Source organism: Microbacterium sp. NPDC059771 (assembly GCF_042732495.1).
Taxonomy (GTDB): Bacteria; Actinomycetota; Actinomycetes; order Actinomycetales; family Microbacteriaceae; genus Microbacterium; species Microbacterium sufflavum.
In genome coordinates, this window is sequence record NZ_JBHWHK010000002.1 from 527,576 (window position 1) to 543,051 (window position 15,476).

General features: G+C 71.3%; 15 protein-coding genes and 1 tRNA gene. 12 read left to right on the forward strand and 4 right to left on the reverse strand.

Annotation, left to right across the window (positions count from 1 at the left end):
• The first annotated feature begins 50 nt into the window (after positions 1-50).
• Positions 51-1,775 (forward strand): ubiquinone-dependent pyruvate dehydrogenase, encoded by a 1,725-nt coding sequence (gene poxB / locus ACFV3I_RS16435; protein ID WP_206252889.1) that lies wholly within the window; start codon positions 51-53, stop codon positions 1,773-1,775.
• 27 nt (positions 1,776-1,802) lie between these two features.
• Here poxB and ACFV3I_RS16440 read toward each other — a convergent pair whose 3' ends face one another.
• A complete protein-coding gene (locus ACFV3I_RS16440) occupies positions 1,803-4,601 on the reverse strand; it encodes a hypothetical protein (protein ID WP_247637645.1) in 2,799 nt (932 codons plus the stop codon).
• Positions 4,602-4,621: 20 nt separating this feature from the next.
• Positions 4,622-6,445, reverse strand: coding sequence for an HSP90 family protein (locus ACFV3I_RS16445; RefSeq protein WP_378823660.1), 1,824 nt, complete (start codon positions 6,443-6,445; stop codon positions 4,622-4,624).
• Positions 6,446-6,638: 193 nt separating this feature from the next.
• Here ACFV3I_RS16445 and ACFV3I_RS16450 point away from each other — a divergent pair.
• The 3 genes from ACFV3I_RS16450 (at position 6,639) to nusG (ending at position 8,101) form a co-directional block, all read left to right on the forward strand.
• Positions 6,639-6,711: transfer RNA gene (locus ACFV3I_RS16450), tRNA-Trp, on the forward strand.
• Positions 6,712-6,751: 40 nt separating this feature from the next.
• Positions 6,752-7,024 (forward strand): preprotein translocase subunit SecE, encoded by a 273-nt coding sequence (secE, locus tag ACFV3I_RS16455; RefSeq protein WP_136034407.1) that lies wholly within the window; start codon positions 6,752-6,754, stop codon positions 7,022-7,024.
• Positions 7,025-7,066: 42 nt separating this feature from the next.
• A complete protein-coding gene (gene nusG, locus ACFV3I_RS16460) occupies positions 7,067-8,101 on the forward strand; it encodes a transcription termination/antitermination protein NusG (RefSeq protein WP_136037470.1) in 1,035 nt (344 codons plus the stop codon).
• Between the two features lie 81 nt (positions 8,102-8,182).
• Here nusG and ACFV3I_RS16465 read toward each other — a convergent pair whose 3' ends face one another.
• The gene (locus tag ACFV3I_RS16465; protein WP_378823661.1) at positions 8,183-8,581 is read right to left on the reverse strand and encodes a VOC family protein; all 399 of its coding nucleotides are present in this window, start codon (positions 8,579-8,581) and stop codon (positions 8,183-8,185) included.
• Between the two features lie 107 nt (positions 8,582-8,688).
• On the opposite strand from ACFV3I_RS16465, the gene ACFV3I_RS16470 reads away from it, so the two are divergent.
• From ACFV3I_RS16470 to ACFV3I_RS16500, 7 genes are all read left to right on the forward strand, one after another.
• Complete coding sequence (locus ACFV3I_RS16470; RefSeq protein WP_378823771.1) at positions 8,689-9,621, forward strand: helix-turn-helix transcriptional regulator; 933 nt, start codon at positions 8,689-8,691, stop codon at positions 9,619-9,621.
• 145 nt (positions 9,622-9,766) lie between these two features.
• Positions 9,767-10,198: a 50S ribosomal protein L11 gene (gene rplK, locus ACFV3I_RS16475; protein ID WP_025102337.1), complete on the forward strand. Its 432-nt coding sequence runs from the start codon at positions 9,767-9,769 to the stop codon at positions 10,196-10,198.
• Positions 10,199-10,209: 11 nt separating this feature from the next.
• A complete protein-coding gene (gene rplA / locus ACFV3I_RS16480; protein WP_136034399.1) occupies positions 10,210-10,899 on the forward strand; it encodes a 50S ribosomal protein L1 in 690 nt (229 codons plus the stop codon).
• A 172-nt stretch (positions 10,900-11,071) separates the two neighbouring features.
• Positions 11,072-11,890 (forward strand): amino acid ABC transporter substrate-binding protein, encoded by an 819-nt coding sequence (locus ACFV3I_RS16485; RefSeq protein WP_136035368.1) that lies wholly within the window; start codon positions 11,072-11,074, stop codon positions 11,888-11,890.
• A 3-nt stretch (positions 11,891-11,893) separates the two neighbouring features.
• The gene (locus ACFV3I_RS16490; protein WP_136035367.1) at positions 11,894-12,559 is read left to right on the forward strand and encodes an amino acid ABC transporter permease; all 666 of its coding nucleotides are present in this window, start codon (positions 11,894-11,896) and stop codon (positions 12,557-12,559) included.
• Complete coding sequence (locus tag ACFV3I_RS16495) at positions 12,546-13,349, forward strand: amino acid ABC transporter ATP-binding protein (RefSeq protein WP_136034393.1); 804 nt, start codon at positions 12,546-12,548, stop codon at positions 13,347-13,349. The genes ACFV3I_RS16490 and ACFV3I_RS16495 overlap by 14 nt, the downstream gene beginning before the upstream one ends.
• A gap of 45 nt (positions 13,350-13,394) precedes the next feature.
• Positions 13,395-13,751: an iron chaperone gene (locus ACFV3I_RS16500; protein WP_136035366.1), complete on the forward strand. Its 357-nt coding sequence runs from the start codon at positions 13,395-13,397 to the stop codon at positions 13,749-13,751.
• A 6-nt stretch (positions 13,752-13,757) separates the two neighbouring features.
• On the opposite strand, the gene ACFV3I_RS16505 is transcribed toward ACFV3I_RS16500, so the two are convergent.
• Positions 13,758-14,429 carry a LysE/ArgO family amino acid transporter gene (locus ACFV3I_RS16505; RefSeq protein ID WP_136035365.1) on the reverse strand — a complete coding sequence of 224 codons (672 nt, stop codon included), beginning with the start codon at positions 14,427-14,429 and terminating at the stop codon, positions 13,758-13,760.
• A 70-nt stretch (positions 14,430-14,499) separates the two neighbouring features.
• On the opposite strand from ACFV3I_RS16505, the gene ACFV3I_RS16510 reads away from it, so the two are divergent.
• Positions 14,500-15,405: a LysR family transcriptional regulator ArgP gene (locus ACFV3I_RS16510; protein ID WP_378823663.1), complete on the forward strand. Its 906-nt coding sequence runs from the start codon at positions 14,500-14,502 to the stop codon at positions 15,403-15,405.
• Positions 15,406-15,476: the final 71 nt, after the last annotated feature.

The window sequence follows — 15,476 nt, forward strand, 5'->3', positions numbered from 1 at the left end:
CCCGCGTCAACCCCGGCACCAGGGCGGAGGGGCGGGCGTAGGGTCGGAGTATGGCCAACGTCGCTGAGAACATCGTCAAGACTCTGCACGCCAACGGGATCGATCGGGTCTACGGCATCCCCGGGGATTCGCTCAACGGATTCACGGACGCGCTGCGCAAGGACGGCCGCATCCGCTGGGTGCACGTGCGCCACGAGGAGTCCGCGGCGTTCGCGGCCGCCGCGGACGCGGGCACCACGGGTGAGCTCGCCGTCGTCGCCGGGTCGTGCGGGCCGGGCAACCTGCACCTCATCAACGGGCTGTACGACGCCCAGCGTTCCCGCGTGCCCGTCCTGGCGATCGCGGCGCACATCCCGACGACCGAGATCGGCACCGGCTACTTCCAGGAGACGCACCCGCAGGAGCTGTTCCGCGAGTGCAGCGTGTACGTCGAGTACGTGGCGGACCCGAAGCAGATGCCGCGGCTGATGGAGATCGCGATGCGGGCGGCGATAGAGGAGCGCGGTGTCGCGGTGCTGGTGATCCCTGGCGATGTGGCGCTGGCGGAGATCGAGGATGACCGCGCGGTCGTGGTCCGCCGCGCCCGGCCGGTGGTGGCACCGAGCGGGGCGGAGCTGGAGCAGGCCGCCACGCTGCTGAACGCCGCGAAGCGTGTCACGATCCTCGCCGGCGCCGGCGTCGAGGGCGCGCACGACGAGGTGATCGCGCTGGCCGACCGCCTGGGCGCGCCGATCGTGCACGCGCTGCGCGGCAAGGAGTTCATCGAGTACGACAACCCGTTCGACGTCGGCATGACCGGTCTGCTCGGGTTCGCGTCCGGCTACCGGGCGATGGAGGCCGCCGACACGCTGCTCGTGCTCGGCAGCGACTTCCCGTACGAGCAGTTCTACCCCGACCACGCGACCACGATCCAGGTGGACATCCGCGGCTCGCAGCTCGGCAAGCGCCACCCGCTCGACCTCGGACTCGTGGGCGACGTCGGCGCCACCGCGGAGGCCCTGCTGCCGCGCCTCGCCCGCAAGGACGACCGCACGCACCTCGACGACGCGACGGCGCACTACCGCAAGACGCGCAAGAAGCTCGACGAGCTCGCGGTCCCGGCGAAGGGCGACCGCCCGATCCACCCGCAGTACCTCGCGCGGCTGCTCGACGAGCACGCCGCGGACGACGCGATCTTCACGGCCGACGTGGGGTCGCCGACGGTGTGGGCGGCGCGTTACCTGACGATGACCGAGCACCGTCGACTGATCGGCTCGTTCACGCACGGCTCGATGGCGAACGCGCTGCTGCACGGCATCGGCGCGCAGGTCGCCCACCCGCAGCGCCAGGTCGTGGCCCTCGCGGGCGACGGCGGGCTGTCGATGATGCTGGGCGAGCTGCTCACGCTCACGCAGAACCGTCTGCCCGTGAAGACCATCGTGGTGAACAACTCCTCGCTGAACTTCGTGGAGCTGGAGATGAAGGCCGCCGGGTTCGTCACGTACGGCACCGGACTGGACAACCCGAGCTTCGCCGCCATCGCCGAAGCCATGGGGATCTTCGCCCGCCGGGTGGAGCGCAGCGACGAGCTGCCGGACGCCGTCCGCGAGGTGCTGGCGCACGACGGTCCCGCCCTGCTCGACGTGGTCACCGAGCGTCAGGAGCTCTCGATGCCGCCCGCGATCGAGGCGGCGCAGGTGAAGGGGTTCGCGCTGTACGCGATCCGCACGGTCATGTCGGGCCGCGGCGACGAGCTCCTCGATCTGGCGCGGGCCAACTGGCGCCAGCTGTTCTGACGCCTCCGGCCGCGCCGGGGTGCGGGCTCAGCTCTCCAGCAGCGCCCGCACCTCGGCCGCCTCGCCGTGGCGGCCGAGCCCTTCGAGCACGTCGCCGAGCTCGAGCGCGGTGACCTGACGCAGCGGCGGGAAGCCTTCGGCGTGCTCCAGGGCGCTGCGGTAGACCGCGACCGCGTCGGCGGCGCGCTCGTTGCCCGCGAGCACCCGGGCGGCGAACAGCTCGGAGCCTCCGGCGGAGCCCGGGTCGCCCAGCTCGGCGAACGCGTCCGCGGCGGTGAGCGCGGCGGCCACGGCCTCGTCGATCCGTCCGAGCTGTGCGAGCGCGCGGGCGCGGGAGTCGGTCACGTCGGCGTGCAGCCACCCGGCCTCGTGCTGCTGCGCGAGGGCGGCGACCTCGTCGAACAGGGCGAACGCCCGCTCGTCGCCGCGTCCGCCGTAGGCCTGACCCAGGCTGTGGAGCACCTCGCTGAGGGCGCCGACCGCTTCCGGCGCGCCCCGGACGATCTCGGCCGCGCCCTCCAGGAGGCGGATCGCGTCGTCGTGCTCCTCGAAGCGGGCGAGGATCTTCGCCTGCTCGGTCATCGCCATCGCCTGGTCGGCGTGCTCCGCGCCCTCGCCGAACAGTTCGGCGGCGTAGCCGTGCACGCCCACCGCCTGTCCGAACTCGCCCGACTCGGCCAGAGCGCGCGCGAGCAGGGTGGCGGTCATGCCGCGGGAGGCGGGGGCCACGTCGGCCTGCTCCTCGCGCTGCAGCACGTCGCCGAACAGCTCGGCCGCCTCCTGGGCGTCGCCGGAGCGCAGCATGGCGCGGGCGAGCCGGAAGTCGACGCCGGTCGCGTCGCCTCCGGCCTCGGCGCGCAGGCGCGAGGCGAGGCGGTAGCGCGAAACGGCGCGGTCGGGGTGGTCGGCGTCCTCCCACAGTGCCCCGGCGAGCACGTGCGCGTCGGCGAGGGCCCGTGTGGCGCCCAGCTCGGCGAGGAGGCGGCAGACCTCGTCGGCGTCCGCGGCGCCGTCGAGGTGCTCGCCCGTCCCTCCGCGCACCCGGGCCCTGGTCTGCAGCGCCTGGGCGCGATGCCCGGCGGAGAGGTCGTCCTGCGCGAGGAATCGGTCGAGCAGAGCGGTCGCGGCCTCCAGGTCGCCCTTGGAGAGCACGGCCCCGATGGCGACGAGCGTGGTGGTGTTCGACAGCCGGGTGTCCTCGGCCTCGGCGAACGCGCGGGCGGCGTGCTCGGCGAGGTCGAGCGCGGCGTCGGGCTCGTCGGCGTGCAGGTGCAGCGAGGCGCGGCTGATGGCGAGGTCTCCGCGCGACCACGCCGGAAGGCGCTCGGCGGTGGCCAGTTCCTCCTCCAGGGCGGCCCTGGTGTCGTCGGTGTCGAGCCCGAACGTGGCGAGGCCGAGGCGCAGCTCCAGCTCGGCCTGCACGTCGCGGCCGGCGTCGCGCAGCGCGGCGATGCGCTCGGGCAGCACCTGCTCCGCCTCCTCGATGCGGTCGAGCGCCACGAGGATCCCCAGGCGCATCGACAGCAGCTGTGCGCGTTTGCCGGGGTCGGTCACCTCGAGCGCACGGGGGAGGGCGTCGAGCGTCTCGTGCTCGGCGCCGAACTGGGCGAGCTGCATCACGCGGTCGAACCAGCCGTCCGCGTCCGTCGGGGTCGTGGCCGGTGCGGTGGCGACGAAGGCGTCGGAGCGGATCGGCACGTCCCAGCTCTCGTCGGCCAGGCGGCGCGAGCGGGCGAGGCTCCGCGCGTGCCCGTCCGTTCCGTCGCGCTCGTCGAACTGCGCGCCGATGCGCTCGGCGGCCGTCCAGGCGGCGGTGGCGAGCTCGGCCGCGGTCCACGCGCCGTCGTGCTCTCCGAAGAGCCCGACGAGGGCGGGGGCGTCCGCACCGCGGACGGGGGTGTCGCCGTGCCCGGTCGCCACGACCCTGTCCAGTGCGACGGCGAAGGCGGTGAGGGCCGCGAAGTGCGCGTCGACGTTCAGGCCGTCGTGCGCGAGCCATCCGATGTGCCGCTCGATCAGGGCGAGGGCACGCGCCTCGTTGCCGGTGACGGCCGCGAACACGATGTTGTTGGCGACGATGCGGAGGTTGTCGGGGTTGTCCTTCGCGAGGCGGTAGCTGCGCAGGTGGGCGGTCTTCGCGTCCTCCAGGCGTCCGGCGCGGAGGTAGGGGAGGAGGACGCGGGAGAGCGCGTGCTCGGGCTCCTCGCCGCACGAGAAGCCGCCCTCGATCATCTCCTCGACCAGGCGGATGGCGTCGGCGTCGCGGTCGGTGTCGGCGAAGAAGCCCGCGAACTGGCTGCGGCCGCAGGCGTCGCAGTGGCTGTGGTCGTCGCGGGGTGTGGCCTCCAGCTGCACGCGCAGCGCCTCGGCGTCGTCCATCCGGCCGGCGTCCCACGCGTCCTCGAACCGGGCGGTGAGCACGCCGCTGAGGCCGAGGCCCGCGGCGCGGTAGTGGGCCTCCATGTCGTCGAGCACGGCGGCGATCTGCTCCTGCGAGAACGCGGGGGACGACCGCAGCGACGAGGCCATCCACTTGAACTGCCACATGAGGTCGGCACCGCCGTTGTCGAGGTCGGCGGGGAAGCGCTGCGGGTCGGCGTCGTGGTGGGCGAGGCACCACGCGAAGGAGTTGAGCATCACGTCGGTGGCGCCGACCATGTTGGCCGAGGCGGTCTGCCGCATGCGGGCCTCGTACTCCAGGCGCTCGTCGCCGAGCTCGACGGCGAGGGCCACGGCCTCCGCGACGAGGGCCTGCTCCTCCGGACCCCACGGGGTGCGGTCGATCTCCTCGATGAGCTGCTGGAAGCGCTTCTTCGGACGTGCCATGGGAGCCTTTCGGTGGAGTGTCAGCGGGCGTCGCCGAAGGGGAGGGAGTCCCCCTCGATGCCGGCGGAGAGCGAGACGAGGTCGGCCAGCGCGCTGGTCATGAGCGCCCGGTCGGCGTCACGGAGCGGATGGTGGCCGGCGAGGAGCGCCTGGATGTAGAGCAGCTGCACGGTGCGGGCGAACACGGCGTCGTCCTCGACGCGCACCAGGGCGCGCACCACGCGGTTGGACCAGTTCAGGCACAGCCGTGCGGTGAGGTCGTCGTCGCGCGCGGCGGACAGCGTCTGGTCGATGCGGTCGAGCACGCCGCCCCACAGTGCGCCGGCGACCCCTCTGGTGCGGCTGCGGTCGATCGCGCGCAGCACCTCGGGGTCGGCGACGTACAGCCCGGTGAGTGCGGGCTGGTCGATCGAGCGCACGACGACGGCGCAGTCGGAGGCGGCGAGCACGGCCCCCGCGCGGGTCTCGAGCGCCACGGCGGCGTCGCGGTCGTCCAGGGGCGGGGGATCGAGACGGTCGAGCTCGCCGGCGACGTCCACCTTCTCCACGGTGACGGCGGGGTACAGCTCGGGCAGTAGGCGCACGAGGTCCGCGTCGTACAGGTAGCCGCCGTTGACCAGCACCTCATCGCCGGGCGAGATCCCGGCGACCTGGCGGAACTCGTCGACGGTCTGCGCGTAGCGGATGTGCGGGTAGCGCTCGACCAGGTCACCGATGCGCAGCGTGCCGTGCGTGGTCTCGACGGTGAGCCACCGGGTGATGAACCGCGCCAGCTCCTCGTCGTGGCGCACGAGCGACTTGAGACCGACCTCGTGCACCGCCACGAACTGTGCGAGGCGGTGCGGCTCGCGCAGTCCGAGCTCGAGCACCCAGCGGCGGATCCCCGCGCCGAGCTGCTCGCGCACGTGCTCCAGGGCCGTGTCCTCCACGAGGGACTCCCGGCTCGCGGTGGGGGCGAGGCCGGTGGAGTCGACGACCGCCCGCACGAAGAACGCCCAGTCGGGCAGCACGTCGTCCACGCGCTCGGACAGCAGCATGCGGCCGAGGTACATGCGGGTGGCCTGGCGCGCGCCGGGCGGGGGTGCGTAGGGGAGCACGTAGGCGAGACCGCGCGTGCCTGTCCCCGGTTCGCCGAGCTCGATCACGTCGAGGGGGTTCGCGCCGAGCAGGTCCCGCCCGTAGGCGACGGCCGCTTCGGGGTCGTCGGCGGGGGAGAGGAACGGCGGCTCGCGCGTGATGTCGACGTCTCCGGCGCCGGTGTCGATCGTGACCCGCACGGGGAGGAACTCGCCGAACGTGGTGGCGAGCTCGTGCACGGCGGCGGGCCGGAGCAGCTCGTCGGCGTCGAACCGCGGTACGAGGTGCACGCTGGTGCCGACCGGGAGGTCGTCGTCGAGCTCGATCACCTGGAACGTGCCGTCGGCGCTGCCCGTCCACTCCACGGCCGCGCCGCCTCGGGCGCTGCGCGAGCGGATGACGATGGTGTCGGCGACCATGAAGCAGCTGAGGAGTCCGATGCCGAACTGCCCGAGGTAGTCGCTGCGGGGGAGGTCGAAGATGTCGCGCTTCGAGCTGCGGCCGACCGTGGCGAGCAGGTCGGCGACCTCGGCGGCGGTCAGGCCGACGCCGTCGTCGCGGAGCACGAACTCGCCGGTCTGCGCGGTGAGCGGCGTGATGCGGATGCGCCCGCCGCCGCCGTCGACCTCGTGACGGGCGGTGATCGCGTCGCGGGCGTTCTGCAGCAGCTCGCGCAGGTAGACGCGGGGGCTCGAGTAGATATGCCTGCTCAGCAGATCGACGACTCCGCGCAGATCCACCTGGAACTGCTGCACATCCCCACCCACACGCGCCCCTTCTCGCCGGCATCCGCTCGCCGAGCCTAGCAACAACCCGTATATCGAGCCCGGTTCGGCACCGTCGGGCGGATGCCGTATGCTTGTGGAGCAGTTGTTCTCTGCATTCTTTCGCCGTGCCTCGGGTCTTCGGATCTCGGCGCAGCGCGGGGATGGGAGGGCACCCCGAGGCCTCCGGGTCTCTAGGGCGGTAGCTCAATTGGCAGAGCAGCGGTCTCCAAAACCGCAGGTTGCAGGTTCGATTCCTGTCCGCCCTGCGCGTCAGTGCAACGCTGGCACACGAAAGGTACATTCAGGATGGATCAGGACGAACCGCGCGGCGAGGTCGTCGCGGCCGGCGCCACGCGCCAGAAGAAGGGCAACCCCTTCTCCCGGTTCTTCGGGGGCATCGCCCTGTTCATCCGCCAGGTCATCGCCGAACTGCGCAAGGTCGTCACCCCGACCCGCAAGGAGCTGTTCAAGTTCACGGGTGTGGTGCTCGTCTTCGTCGTGATCGTGATGGGCATCGTCTACGGTCTCGACTACGTCTTCGGGCTCCTGACCCACTACGTGTTCGGTATCCCTGGCTGATGACCCCCGCGGCGGCAGCCGCAGCTATGGAGAAGAAGCAACGTGTCTGAACGATATTCCGACGACGCCGACTGGGCGACCGCCGCAGAGCAGTCCAGCGAGGAGGACGAGGCCCAGGAGGGCAACGTGCTCGCCGCTGAGGAGTTCTCGGTCACCTCTGCCGAGCACGTCGCGGTCCACGTCGAAGACGAGGACGGCGAGGACGACACGGACGACATCGACATCGACATCGACGACCCGGAGGCGGACGCGATCGTGAACGACGCTCTCAACCTGGACGAAGCGGCGGAGTCCGAGGCCGCCGCCGAGGTCCTCAACGATTCCGTGGCCGAGGAGGCCGCCGAGCAGGAGGCCGAGGCGGCCGACGAGGTCACCCCGTACGACGGTCCCGACGTGAACGGCGAGGACGACCGTCCCGCAGCCGAGTCCGAGGAGGACGACGCCGAGTCCGAGGAGGACCCCTACGAGGCCTTCCGCATGGACCTGCGCATGCTCCCCGGCAAGTGGTACGTCATCCACTCGTACGCGGGCTTCGAGCGCAAGGTGAAGGCCAACATCGAGCAGCGCAAGTCGACGCTCGAGGTCGAGGACGAGATCTACCAGGTCGAGGTCCCGATGGAAGACGTGGTCGAGATCAAGAACGGCCAGCGCAAGATGGTCACCCGCGTGCGCATCCCCGGCTACGTGCTGGTGCGCATGGAGCTCACGGAGGACACCTGGTCGGTCGTGCGCCACACCCCCGGCGTCACCGGCTTCGTGGGCAACGCCCACAACCCGACGCCGCTGCGCTTCGAAGAGGCCTTCAACATGCTGAAGTCGCTCGTCGAGGTGAAGGACGTCCCGACCGCCAAGAACATCGCGGCGAAGGGCGGCGTCGCCGTGGCCCGTCCGCTGCCGGCCGAGGTCGACTTCGAGGTGGGCGAGACCATCACGATCAAGGAGGGCTCGTTCGCGGGTCTTCCCGGTTCGATCAGCGAGATCAAGCCGGAGAGCGGCAAGCTCACAGTCCTCGTCTCGCTCTTCGAGCGCGAGACGCCGGTCGAGCTGTCGTTCGACCAGGTCACCAAGATGATCTGACACTGCTGTCATCAGAACGCCCCGCCGGCTCATCCGGCGGGGCGTTCTGCGTGCGGCCGCGGGTCTCCCCGCACCCGTCGGTCAGCTCGCGTGCTGTGCGGCCCAGTGCGGGCTCTGGATCAGGCCGAGGAGATTGCCGAACGGGTCGCTGACCGACGCCGACCACCACCCCTCGCCGCGCTGGGTGACCGGGTCGAACGGGGTGGCGCCGAGGGCTGCGAGGCGGTCCATCTCGGCGTGGATGTCGTCGACGTGCAGGCTCACGAGTGCGCCTCCCGGCTGCGGCAGGGCGGGGCGGAAGCGGGCGTCCATGAGGGCGAACTCGTCGTCGTCGTCGCCGAAGCGCCATTCGGCGTACTGCGGGGTCCCCTGTTCGGGGCGGGTGAAGTACGGCGCGGCGTCGAACACGCGCGTGTACCAGTCGATCGCGGCGGGCATGTCCTCGGCGACGAGGTTGAGGTTGGCGAGACCACGGAACATGGGATCTTCTCCTTTGGTGGGAACGGCTTTCCTTCTATGCTCGACCGTGAAGTGATCACCTTCTGATCACTTCGGAAAAGAGGTTCCCGATCCGTGCCGATCGCCTGATCCAGGCTCTGCTGCTCCTGCAGGGCCGCCCCCGGATCACCGCCGCGGAACTGGCCGCCGAGCTGGAGGTCTCGGTGCCCACCGCGCGCCGCGACCTGGAGGCGCTCGCCATGGCGGGTGTGCCCCTCTATCCGTCTCGGGGGCGCGGCGGCGGGTGGCGCCTGATCGGAGGGGCCCGGACCGATCTCACGGGACTGACCGAGAGCGAGGTGACGTCGTTGCTGATCGCGCTCAGCCAGAGCCGCACCGCCGCGCCGGAGCACACGGCCGCGGTGCGCAAGCTCATGCGTGCCGTGCCGGAACCGTTCCGCGAGGGCGCGCAGCGGGTGGCGGAGTCGACCGTGCGGGATGCGCCCTGGGGTGAACCCGATGATGCGCCGGAGCGGCCGGCGGTGTCGGAGCTGCAGCGGGCGATCGCTGCGCGCCGCCGGGTGCGCTTCGGCTACGGCGACGCCGGGCGGCCGGTCGAGGTGGTGCCGCTCGTGGTCGGCAGCCGCGGTCCGCGGTGGTATCTGCTCGCGGCGCCGGGGCGGAACGGCGGGGCCGACGTGGACCGGCTGCGCACGTACCGGGTCGACCGGATCGCGGATCTCGCCCTCACCGACGAGCGGGGGGAAGGGCCGGATGGCTTCGACGCGCCTGCCGCGTGGGAGCGGATGGTCGAGACGGTCGAGGGGCTGCGGGGCGAGGCGCGCGCCGTGATCCGCGCGGAGGCCTGGGCCGTGCGCGCGGTGCTCGACCGCTTCGGGCGCCAGGCCGCGGTGATGGATGCCGACGAGGGACTGATCGAGGTGCGGGCCCACCGTGCGGACGCTCTGGCCGAGCAGCTCGCCGGGTGGACGGGCGCCGTGGAAGTGCTCGAACCCGTCGAGGTGCGTGCAGCCCTGCGCGAGCTCGGGCAGCGGATCGCGGAGCAGTACCGCGACCCCTGACCCTGCGCGGAAGTGGGACGCGGGATGCGGTAGACTCTTATGGTTTGTGCGCCGCTTCGGCGTGCGCGCTGACGACCACGACCCGGAGATGCCGGGTCCGTGGGAGAAGCGGGTGTCCGCATCCGCCTCGAGGAAAGGAAAGAGAATGGCACCGAAGAAGAAGGTGACCGGCCTGATCAAGCTTCAGATCAACGCCGGTGCCGCCAACCCGGCGCCGCCGATCGGCCCCGCGCTCGGTCAGCATGGCGTCAACATCATGGAGTTCTGCAAGGCGTACAACGCCGCGACCGAGTCGCAGCGCGGCAACGTCATCCCCGTCGAGATCACCGTCTACGAGGACCGCAGCTTCACCTTCGTCCTGAAGACCCCGCCCGCGGCGGAGCTCATCAAGAAGGCCGCCGGCGTGCAGAAGGCCTCGGCCACCCCGCACACCGTCAAGGTCGGCAAGATCACCAAGGACCAGGTCCGTCAGATCGCCGAGCAGAAGCAGGCCGACCTGAACGCGAACGACATCGAGGCCGCCTCGAAGATCATCGCCGGCACCGCCCGTTCCATGGGCATCACGGTCGAGGGCTGAGGAGAATAATCATGGCTACCAAGTCCAAGGCTTACAAGGCTGCCGCCGAGAAGATCGAGGCAGACCGTTTCTACACGCCCGCCGAGGCCGTCGCGCTCGCGAAGGAGACCGGTTCGGCGAAGTTCGACTCGACCGTCGAGGTCGCGCTGAAGCTCGCCGTCGACCCCCGCAAGGCCGACCAGATGGTGCGCGGCACCGTCATCCTGCCCCACGGCACCGGTAAGACCGCCCGCGTCATCGTCTTCGCCACGGGCCCCGCGGCCGAGGCCGCGATCGCCGCAGGTGCCGATGAGGTCGGCGGCGCCGAGCTCATCGAGAAGGTCGCCGGCGGCTGGACCGCGTTCGACTCGGCTGTCTCCACCCCGGAGCTCATGGGCCAGGTCGGTCGTCTCGGCAAGGTGCTGGGTCCGCGTGGCCTGATGCCGAACCCGAAGACCGGCACCGTGACCCCGAACCCGGCCAAGGCCGTCGAGGAGATCAAGGGCGGAAAGATCGAGTTCCGCGTCGACAAGCACGCCAACGTGCACTTCGTCGTCGGCAAGGCGTCCTTCACCGCCGAGCAGCTGAACGAGAACATCGGCGCAGCGCTCGAGGAGATCGTCCGCCTCAAGCCGTCGAGCGCGAAGGGCCGCTACATCCAGAAGGGTGCGGTGTCGACCACGTTCGGCCCCGGCATCCCGCTGGACGTCAACGCCATCTGAGCCTGACTCACCGAAACGCCCCCGGGTTCCGCCCGGGGGCGTTTCGCGTCCTCCGCCCCGCGTCGACACGGAGCGTCATCGGATGCGGGGGATCCCGCGACGGCACGTACTGTGGGGAGGTCCCGCGCCGGTCGCGTAAACTCGCACCGCGCCTCTCACCCCAGGAGGGTCCATGTCCCGTCGTCTCATCGCCGTCACCGCACTCGTCGTCGCCGCCGCGGCGCTCACCGCCTGCAGCGGCTCCACCACGCCCGCGAGCACGTCCGGTGCGGAGAGCACCGCGGGTTCCGACTTCGGCCTGGTGAAGGACGGCACGCTCACGGTCGCGACCGAGGGCACCTACCGCCCGTTCAGCTTCCACGACGACGGCGGCTCGGGCGACCTGACCGGCTACGACGTCGAGATCATCCAGGCCGTCGCCGACAAGCTGGGCCTCGAGGTGGAGTTCCAGGAGACGCAGTGGGACGCGATCTTCGCCGGTCTCGACGCCGGCCGCTTCGACGTGATCGCGAACCAGGTCTCGATCAACGACGAGCGCGAGGCGAAGTACCTCTTCAGCGCGCCCTACACCGTGTCGCCCGGCGTCATCGTGGTGGCCGAGGACGACGACTCGATCAGCTCGTTCGACGACCTGGCCGGCAAGACCACGGCCCAGTCGCTCACCAGCAACTGGTACGAGCTGGCGACCGACTCCGGCGCCAAGGTCGAGGCCGTCGAGGGCTGGGCGCAGGCCGTGGAGCTGCTGCGTCAGGGCCGTGTGGACGCGACCGTTAACGACAAGCTGACGTTCCTCGACTACGAGACGACGAACAGCCCGACGGGGCTGAAGATCGCGGCGGAGACCGAGGACGCCGGCGAGCAGGCGTTCGTGTTCACGAAGGACAAGACCTCGCTCGTCGAGGCCGTGGACGGCGCTCTCGAGGAGCTGCGCGCCGACGGCACCCTGGCGGAGATCAGCGAGAAGTACTTCGGCGAGGACGTCTCGCAGTAGCCGATGGCGAACCCCTGGCAGCTGTTCCTCGACTCGCTCTGGCCGATCGCCTGGGCGGGCCTGACGGCGACGGTGCCGCTCGCGCTGGTGTCGTTCGCGCTGGGGCTGCTGATCGCGGTCGGGGTCGCGCTGATGCGGATCTCGGTGCATCCGGTGGTGGCGGGCGTCGCGCGCTTCTACATCTCCGTGATCCGCGGCACGCCCATGCTGGTGCAGCTGTTCGTGATCTTCTACGGGATGCCGTCGATCGGCATCACGCTCGACCCGTGGCCGAGTGCGATCATCGCGCTGTCGCTCAACGTGGGCGGCTACGGAGCCGAGGTCGTGCGGGCCGCGATCCTGTCCGTGCCGAAGGGGCAGTGGGAGGCGGCGTACACGGTCGGGATGAACCGCACCCGCACGCTCACGCGGATCATCCTGCCGCAGGCGGCGCGGGTCTCCGTGCCCCCGCTGTCGAACACGTTCATCTCACTCGTGAAGGACACCTCGCTCACGTCGCTGATCCTGGTGACGGAGCTGTTCAAGGTCGCGCAGCAGATCGCGGCGACGACCCTCGAGTTCATGGTGATCTACCTCGCCGCGGCGCTGGTGTACTGGGTGTTCTGCCTGGTGCTGTCGTTCGGCCAGAGCGCCCTGGAGAGGAGGCTCGACAGCCGTGTCGCCCACTGACCAGACGCCCGTCCCGCTGCTGTCCGCCCGCGGACTGCGCAAGAGCTTCGGCGACACCGAGGTGCTGCGCGGGATCGACCTGACGCTGCACCGCGGAGAGGTGCTGGTGCTCATCGGCCCGAGCGGCTCGGGGAAGACCACCGTGCTGCGCGCGCTCAACGGCCTCGAGACGCCGGACGCCGGCACCATCACGGTCGACGGCGGGCCCGAGCTCGACTTCGCCCCCGCCGAGCGGCCGCGGCCTCGCGCGCAGAAGCAGCAGCGGCTCGCCCTCCGCGATCGCTCCGCGATGGTGTTCCAGCACCACAACCTGTTCCCGCATCTGACGGTGCTGCAGAACGTGATCGAGGGGCCCTGGCGTGTGCAGCGGCGGCCCAGGGCCGAGGTCGTGGCCGAGGCCCTGGCCCTGCTCGACCGGGTGGGCCTGGCGGACAAGGCGGACGCCCGTCCGCATCAGCTGTCCGGAGGACAGCAGCAGCGCGTGGGGATCGTGCGTGCTCTCGCTCTCAAGCCCGACCTGCTGTTGTTCGACGAGCCGACGAGTGCGCTCGACCCCGAACTCGTCGGGGAGGTGCTGCTGGTGATCAAGGAGCTCGCCGACGAGGGGTGGACCATGGCGGTCGTCACGCACGAGCTCAGCTTCGCGCGCGAGGTCGCCGACCACGTCCTGTTCCTGGACGGCGGGGTGGTCGTCGAGGAGGGGCCGCCGGCCGAGATCTTCCGCGCCCCGCGACACGAGCGCACGCAGCGGTTCCTCACGCGCATCCTCCGCCCGCTCGACGGCGCCTGAGACCCGGGGCTCGTGCGCGCCGCCGATCGGTGACAGGATGCGGTCGTGGGAACCATCGACGACTACCTGACCGGGCTCGCCCCCGCGGACCGCGCGGCGATCGACCGCGTGTACGCGATCGCGCGGGAGGAGGAGCCGGATGCCGAGCAGGGCACCGGCTACGGCATGCCCGCCCTCGTCCACGGGGGCAGACCGCTGCTGTCGGTGATGCGCGCCAAGAAGCACATCGGCGTGTATCCCTTCAGCCCCGACGCGGTCGCGGCCGTGGCGGCGGCGCTAGCCGATCATCCGGGCGCCAGCGTGGACAAGGGGACGATCCGCTTCCAGCCGGAGCATCCGATCCCGGAGCAGACGCTGCGCGCGCTGGTGCGGGCGCGGCTGGCGCAGATCGACGGAGTCTGAGCCGGATCAGCCGCCGAACACGGGGAGGATCAGGCTCACGGCGAGCGCGACCATGATCACGGCGATCACCGCGTCGAGAACCCGCCACGACCGCTCGGTGCGCAGCCAGCGCCCGAGGTAGCGTGCCCCGAAACCGAGGGCCGTGAACCACAGGGCACTGGCGAGGATGGCCCCGGCGGCGAACAGCCAGCGCTGCTCGCCGTGCGTCGCGGCGATCGACCCGAGCATCAGGACGGTGTCGAGGTACACGTGCGGGTTGAGCCAGGTGAGCGCGAGGACGGTGAGGAGCACGGGGGCCAGACGTGTTCCGCTCCGGGTGGCGGTCGCGGTGCCGCCGGCCGATCGACCGGTCCCCGTTCCGTCGGCGGGGGAGGACGCATCGACCGCCAGCACCTCACCGCCGCGCCAGGCGCGCCGTGCCGCGAGCAGCCCGTAGCCGAACAGGAACAGCGCCCCGGCAACCCGGGCGACGACCACGAGCCACGGCGCAGCCTGGAGCAGGAAGCCCAGCCCGGCGACACCGGCGGCGATCAGCACGGCGTCGGAGACGGCGCACACGATCACGACCGCCAGCACATGCTCCCGCCGGATGCCCTGGCGCAGGACGAAGACGTTCTGGGCGCCGATGGCCACGATGAGGGAGAGGCCGAGTCCGAGACCGGCGAGGACGGTGAGCATGGCACCAGCCTAGGAAGCGAGTGCCATCAGAGAAAGCGAAGATTTCTTCCGAACCATTAGCATCACTGATGTGAGGATCGATCCGGAGCTCGCCGCGACCCTGGCCGCCGTCGCCGACGAAGGCACTCTCGACGCGGCATCGCGCCGACTCCGGATCACGCCGTCCGCGGTCAGCCAGCGGCTCAAGAGCCTGGAGGAACAGCTGGGGCGCATCCTGCTCGTGCGCAGCAAGCCCGCGCGGCTCACCGAGGCCGGCGAGGCGGTGGTGCGACTGGCCAGGCAGGTGGCGCTGCTGGAGCACGACGCGCTCGCCGGGGTGGGCATCGGCGACGACGGCTCCGAGCGGCGCATCGTCGTTCCGCTCGCCGTGAACGCCGACTCGATGGCGACGTGGTTCCTCGCGCCGATGGCACGACTCTCCGCCACGCACGACGTCGACGTCGACCTGCACCGGGACGATCAGAACTTCACCGCCCGGCTGCTGGAATCCGGCACGGTGATGGCCGCGGTGACGAGCGAGGAGACCCCGGTGGCCGGATGCTCGGTCGCACCTCTCGGGGTGCTCGAGTATCGCGCCATGGCGGAGCAGGGCTTCGCGGACCGGTGGTTCGCCGAGGGGGTGAGCGCCGCCGCTCTCGCCCGCGCGCCCTTCGTCGACTTCGACCGTCGCGACACGCTGCAGCACGAGTGGCTCGCGGCCATGTCCGTCACGCAGCAGGGCGTGCCGCGGCACTACGTCCCCGCGTCCCACGACTACGCGATCGCGGTGTCGCTCGGCCTCGGCTGGGGAATGGTCCCGCGGCTGCAGGAGACGCCCGGACTGGTCGCGCTCGGGGGTCCGACGCTGAAGGTCGCGCTGTACTGGCAGCAGTGGAACCTGCGGTCGACGCTGCTCGACACCATCGCCGCCGAGGTGGCCGCCGAGGCGCGGCGGGTGCTCGCCCCGGTCGCGCCCGCCCGCCGGTCGCGCCGCTGACAGGACGATCCCCGGCTGCGCGGATTGTGCCACGGCTGCGCGCGGATCCGCCTTGTCTGGTCCGAGGGGCT

What these genes read in the sequence shown, in the direction of transcription:
- poxB (WP_206252889.1), top strand. Translation starts at nt 51, where the DNA reads ATGGCCAACGTCGCTGAGAACATCGTCAAGACTCTGCACGCCAACGGG.
- ACFV3I_RS16440 (WP_247637645.1), bottom strand. Translation starts at nt 4,601, where the DNA reads ATGGCACGTCCGAAGAAGCGCTTCCAGCAGCTCATCGAGGAGATCGAC.
- secE (WP_136034407.1), top strand. Translation starts at nt 6,752, where the DNA reads ATGGATCAGGACGAACCGCGCGGCGAGGTCGTCGCGGCCGGCGCCACG.
- ACFV3I_RS16465 (WP_378823661.1), bottom strand. Translation starts at nt 8,581, where the DNA reads ATGTTCCGTGGTCTCGCCAACCTCAACCTCGTCGCCGAGGACATGCCC.
- rplK (WP_025102337.1), top strand. Translation starts at nt 9,767, where the DNA reads ATGGCACCGAAGAAGAAGGTGACCGGCCTGATCAAGCTTCAGATCAAC.
- rplA (WP_136034399.1), top strand. Translation starts at nt 10,210, where the DNA reads ATGGCTACCAAGTCCAAGGCTTACAAGGCTGCCGCCGAGAAGATCGAG.
- ACFV3I_RS16485 (WP_136035368.1), top strand. Translation starts at nt 11,072, where the DNA reads ATGTCCCGTCGTCTCATCGCCGTCACCGCACTCGTCGTCGCCGCCGCG.
- ACFV3I_RS16490 (WP_136035367.1), top strand. Translation starts at nt 11,894, where the DNA reads ATGGCGAACCCCTGGCAGCTGTTCCTCGACTCGCTCTGGCCGATCGCC.
- ACFV3I_RS16505 (WP_136035365.1), bottom strand. Translation starts at nt 14,429, where the DNA reads ATGCTCACCGTCCTCGCCGGTCTCGGACTCGGCCTCTCCCTCATCGTG.